Below are 4,873 nucleotides of genomic sequence, written 5' to 3' on the forward strand. Positions count from 1 at the left end.
GCTCGCCGCTGGTCACGGCTGCCATCGGCAACGAGGTGCAGTTCATCCTCGACAACCTGGTCTTCATGCTGCCCCACGTGCAGTCGGGCAAGGTGCGCGCCCTGGTCGTGGCCTCGGAGCAGCGCCTGCCCATGCTGCCCGACGTGCCCACCATGGCCGAGGTCGGCTATCCCCAGCTCAACATGAGTTCCTGGACCGGCATTGCGGCGCCTGCGGGCACGCCCGACGCCATCGTCCAGACGCTGTACAAGGCCATCCGCCAGGCGGCCACGGCGCCGGCCATGGTGGCCAGCCTCAAGGAGCGCGGCGTGGTCGCGCCCGAGGAGATGAGCCCCGCCGCCTTCGAGAAGATGATGGCCGAGCGCCTGAAGCTCTTCGGCGAGGTGGTGCGCAAGGCCCATATCGTGGCCGAGTAAGCAGGGCGCCCTGGATGGCCGGGCGCAGCCGACGTATTTCCATAAGGAGGAGACATGAGCATGACCCCTATCGCCCGCCAGGCTGCCAGCCACCCTTCCCGCCGCCGCGTGCTCGGCGCGGGGCTGGGCCTGGGTGTGCTGGCCCCGCTTGCGGCGCTGGCCACCGAAGGCAAGGCCGCCGGCTACCCCACGCGCCAGATCAGCTTCATCGTGCCGTTTCCGGCCGGTGGCTCGGTGGACGCCATGGCGCGCCAGTATGCCGAGCCCATGGCGCGCATCCTGGGCGTGCCCATCGTCGTGGAGAACCGGCCCGGCGCGGGCGGCTCGGTGGCTGCGCTGGCCGTGGCGCGCGCCAAGCCGGACGGCTACACCCTGGTCGTGTCCTCGCAGAGCAGCCACCTGGCCAATCCGCTGACCCAGCCCAAGGTGGGCTACGACCCCGTCAAGGATTTCGAGAACATCGCCATCCTGGGCCGCCTGCCCAATGTGCTGGTCGTGCCCGCGAGCCTGCCCATCCGCAGCTTTGCGGAGTTCATCGCCTATGCCAAAAAGCACCCTGGCCAGCTCAACTACGGCAGCGGCGGCACGGGCAGCATGGGCCAGCTCAACATGGAGATGTTCAAGGCCGATGCGGGCCTGGACATCACCCATGTTCCCTACCGGGGCGGCACGCTGCTGGTCACCTCGGTACTGGCGGGCGAGGTGCAGGTGTTCTTCGACAACCTCATCTCCATGCTGCCCCACATCCAGGCGGGCAAGGTGCGCGCCCTGGCCGTGGCCTCCGAGCAGCGCGTGGCACAAATTCCCGATGTGCCCACGCTGGCCGAGGTCGGCTACCCGCAGCTGAACATGAGCTCCTGGACCGGCCTGGCCGCGCCGGCCGGCACGCCCGCGCCCGTGGTGCAGGCCCTCTTCAAGGCCGTGCGCCAGGCCGCCACGGCGCCGGCCATGGTGGCCAGCCTGCAGGACCGTGGCGTGACCCCGCCCGAGGAAATGAGCCCCGCCGCCTTCGAGGCCATGATGTCCGAGCGCCTGAAGCGCTTTGGCGAGGTGGTGCGCAGGACGGGCATCGTGGCCGAATGAGTCTGGCCCGCCAAGGGCCTGCCCTCAGTCCAGCTGCACACCCACCTCGCGCACCAGCCGCCCCCAGTCCGCCAGGTCCTGGCGCAGCGTGTCGGCGAATTGCGCAGGCGTGGTCCGGGGCAGATCGGTCAGGTTGAGCTCGCCCAGCTTTTTGGCCGTGGCTGGGTCCTGCAGCAACTGGTTGATGGCGGCGTTGAGCTTGTCCACGATGGGCTGCGGCGTTTTGGCGGGCGCGAAGACGCCGTACCAGGAATAGTTGTGGAACGGGTAGCCCGCCTCGGTCAGGCTGGGCAGGTCCGGCTGGCTGGGAATGCGCTTGTCGCCGCTGTGGGCGATGGCGCGCACGCGGCCCGCACGCACCAGCTCCACGGTGGACGAGGTGTCCGCAAACGCGGCCTGCACCTGCCCGCCCAGCAGGCCCTGCACGCAGGGGCTGCTGCCCTTGTAGGGCACATGCTGCATCTGCAGGCCGGCCTGCTTGAGCAGGAATTCCATGGTCAGGTGCCCGCCCGAGCCCTGGCCCCAGGAGCAGTAGCTGAGCTGGCCGGGCCGTGCGCTTGCATAGGCCACGAACTCCTTGAGCGTGTGCACGGGCAGATCGCGCGAGACCAGCAGCAGATTGCCGGCGCGCCCTATCTGCGCAATGGGCGTGAAGTCCTTCACCGGGTCATAGGGCACCTTGCGGTAGAGGCTGGGGTTCACGGCCATGGACGCCGTGTAGGTGAACAGCAGCCGGTAGCCGTCCGGCGCACTGCGCGCGGCCTGCTCCACGCCGACCAGGCCGTTGGCGCCGGGCCGGTTGTCCACCACGAAGGGTTGCTTGAGCAGCCGGGTCAGGCCTTCGGCAAACACCCGCGCGATGGTGTCCGTGCCGCCGGCGGCGGCCGTGGGCACGATCAGCGTGACGGGGCGGGCGGGGTAGTTGCCGGCATCCTGTGCCGGCTGGGCGTGGCCTGTGCAGGCCATGGCCAGCAGCAGTGCCAGGGCCATGCCGTGCTTCTTCATCGTCTTCATGCACTTGTCTCCTTGTGTCGCCTTGAGTCGCCTTGCCTGTGCGCGGCCCCGTCAGCGCAGCCCCAGGCGCGCCTGCGTGCCCTGCTCGATCATGTCGGCCCCCACGCGGTAGAGGTTGCGCGAGACATAGCTGTCCACCTCGCGCGCACGCTCGCGCAGCCAGGCGGCCTTGAGGCTGCGGGCCTGGCCGATCTCGGGCGCGTCGCCGGCCGCGGTGGCCAGCACGTCGATCACGTGCAGGGCCAGCTGCCACTGGCCCGCGTCGGCCAGTGCCTGGGCGCTGGCCACCAGGCCGGGCTTGTCGGTGATGGCCTCGGCAATGGCGGCGCCTGCGGCCTCGGGCGGGGCCGGGTGCAGCGTGGTCGGGTTGCGGTCCCACCAGCCGTTTTCCGAGCGGTAGATGTCGCGCACGATGTAGCTGGGGTCGCCATAGGTGGGCTTCATCCACTCCACGCCGAACAGCTCCTGCGGATAGTCCATGGCCGCGAGCACCTGCTGCTCGTTCAGGCCCTCGTTCATCAGGCGCACGACTTCGGCGCGCAGCCAGCGCAGCGCCTGTGCGGTGTGCAGCAGCACCTGCTGCACGGCCTGCTCGCCCTCGATCACGGGACCGAACTCGCGCACGGCCTTGAGCGGGCGCAGCGCGGCCATGGCCTGCAGCGTGTCGGCCCAGCGCACGGTGTCGCGCAGCGTGCGAAACGGCGTGCCGATGTTGGGGATGGAGTCCAGCAGCGCCGCGCCGCCGTACAGCACGCGCTGGCCGGGGCTCCACAGCGCGATGGCGTCGTCGGTCTCGGACGGCGCCCAGAACAGCTCGATGCGGCTGTCCCCGCTGCCTATCTCCAGCCGCGTGTCGAAGGTTTCGGTGGGCTCGTGCATGTCCAGCCGGTGCTCGAAAAAGCCCGCGCTGCGGTTGAACTGGATCTCGGCCATGCGGTGCTGCAGCGCCCGGGTCTCGCGGTAGCGTGCCTGGCGGCGCGGCAGGTTGCGGTGCGCGATGAGGCGCGGCACAGGCTCTCCGCGCGCGGCCGCATGCTCCAGCCAGGCGGGCACGCCCGCGTTGTAGCCGATGTGGCCGTGGCTGTAGCACAGCGCATGCACGGGCGCGTCGCTGAGCTGGCGCAGGCTGGCGATCATGTCCTGGCTGACCTTGCCGCCGGGGCCGGCGTCGATCACCACCAGGCCCGCGTCGGTCTCGGCCACGAAGGACTGGCCCTGGCCGCGCAGTATGTGCAGGCCCGGCGCCACGGTTTCGCTGCCGGTGCCCACCAGCAAGAAGGGCTTTTCGTCGTCTCTGGCGTTCATGGGGTCTCCGGGTCTGGTTCGATGGGGGGCAGGGCGTAGCGGCCGTCCAGCAGTTCGGGCTGGGGCATGTAGGCGCGCAGGCACAGGTAAAAGCCTTCGCGCGGCGCGGGCAGCCAGTTGGCGCGGTGGTCTTCGCTTGCCGGCGGCGCGTGGCTGATGTGGATAGTCAACCCGCCATTGCCATCAGCGTCGGGGCGCAGGCCCGGCGTGCGGTCGCCGATGGCATGGCGGTCGATGGGGTTGTCCACCAGCATGCAGTCGTGGGCGCCGTAGAGGGTCAGGGACCAGAAGGCCTGCACGGGCGGCAGCGCGCCTGGGGCAAAGCGCAGCCGGTAGCGGCGGCTGCCGTCCAGGGGCCGGCCCTGGGCGTCATGCCAGGCCAGCGGGTAGATGGCCTCGCGGCTTTCCAGCATGCCGATGTACTTGAGCGCAATTTCGGCACGGGCCTGGAAGTCGTCGCCAAAACTGCCTTCGATCAGGGCGGGGAGTTCCCAGCCCGAGTCCAGGCGCCGGCCCGTGCTGGCCGCGCGCAGCCGGGGCAGCACGCTGTCCAGGGCGCGCTGCAGTGCGGCTTGCTGTTGCGCATCGGGTGCGCCCAGCCCGGCGCCCAGGCCCACGGCCGCAAAGCGCGCGACCCGTGCGGCATGCCCTGCTGGCGGCGGGTTGTCGCGCAAGGCGGCATTCACCTGGGCTGCATAGTGCTCGGCATTTGGCGGGGCCTGGGGATCGCAGTCCGGGTCGAAGGCGCGGGCCTGCGAGGGCGTGCCCGCCTGCCAGTCGGCCAGCGGGCGCGCCGCAAAGCCGTCCTGCAGCGCGTGCACGGCGGGCAGGTCGTGCTCGCCATCGACCAGGATGCGGCCTATCACCCACAGCCAGGACGTGGGCGCGGCAATGTGTGCGCCGGGCGCATCGAACGGTGGCGGCAGCGCCCCCTGCCAGCCGGGCGGCGTGACAAGGAAGGAGCGCGCAGCCGTGCCCGTCAGGCGCTGGCCCAGGTGGGCGAAGGGGTTGGTGAAGAAGTCCAGCAGGCCCAGCACGTAGTAGCGGCCCGCCGT

At 70.6% G+C, this 4,873-nt stretch carries 5 protein-coding genes; 2 read left to right on the plus strand and 3 right to left on the minus strand.

The annotated features are described in order from the left end of the window. Window positions 1–416 (plus strand): tripartite tricarboxylate transporter substrate binding protein (locus ACM14_RS29995; protein ID WP_254662167.1); only part of this gene is annotated, 416 nt, incomplete at its 5' end. A gap of 54 nt (window positions 417–470) precedes the next feature. Continuing rightward, complete coding sequence (locus ACM14_RS30000) at window positions 471–1,499, plus strand: tripartite tricarboxylate transporter substrate binding protein (protein ID WP_065348155.1); 1,029 nt, start codon at window positions 471–473, stop codon at window positions 1,497–1,499. A gap of 24 nt (window positions 1,500–1,523) precedes the next feature. On the opposite strand, the gene ACM14_RS30005 is transcribed toward ACM14_RS30000, so the two are convergent. From ACM14_RS30005 to ACM14_RS30015, 3 genes are all read right to left on the minus strand, one after another. After that, on the minus strand, window positions 1,524–2,513 hold the full coding sequence (locus tag ACM14_RS30005) for a tripartite tricarboxylate transporter substrate binding protein (protein WP_065348156.1): 990 nt from the start codon (window positions 2,511–2,513) through the stop codon (window positions 1,524–1,526). Window positions 2,514–2,564: 51 nt separating this feature from the next. Further along, a complete protein-coding gene (locus ACM14_RS30010; protein WP_065348157.1) occupies window positions 2,565–3,818 on the minus strand; it encodes an alkyl sulfatase dimerization domain-containing protein in 1,254 nt (417 codons plus the stop codon). Beyond that, the coding region (locus ACM14_RS30015) for a DUF1254 domain-containing protein (RefSeq protein WP_065348158.1) at window positions 3,815–4,873 on the minus strand (1,059 nt) is incomplete at its 5' end. The genes ACM14_RS30015 and ACM14_RS30010, both read right to left, overlap by 4 nt.

It is taken from the genome of Delftia sp. JD2, assembly GCF_001682645.1.
Classification (GTDB): Bacteria; Pseudomonadota; Gammaproteobacteria; order Burkholderiales; family Burkholderiaceae_C; genus Comamonas; species Comamonas acidovorans.

Excerpts from the sequence above, each read along its gene's own strand:
- ACM14_RS30010 (WP_065348157.1), bottom strand. The coding sequence starts at position 3,818 with ATGAACGCCAGAGACGACGAAAAGCCCTTCTTGCTGGTGGGCACCGGC.
- ACM14_RS30000 (WP_065348155.1), top strand. The coding sequence starts at position 471 with ATGAGCATGACCCCTATCGCCCGCCAGGCTGCCAGCCACCCTTCCCGC.
- ACM14_RS30005 (WP_065348156.1), bottom strand. The coding sequence starts at position 2,513 with ATGAAGACGATGAAGAAGCACGGCATGGCCCTGGCACTGCTGCTGGCC.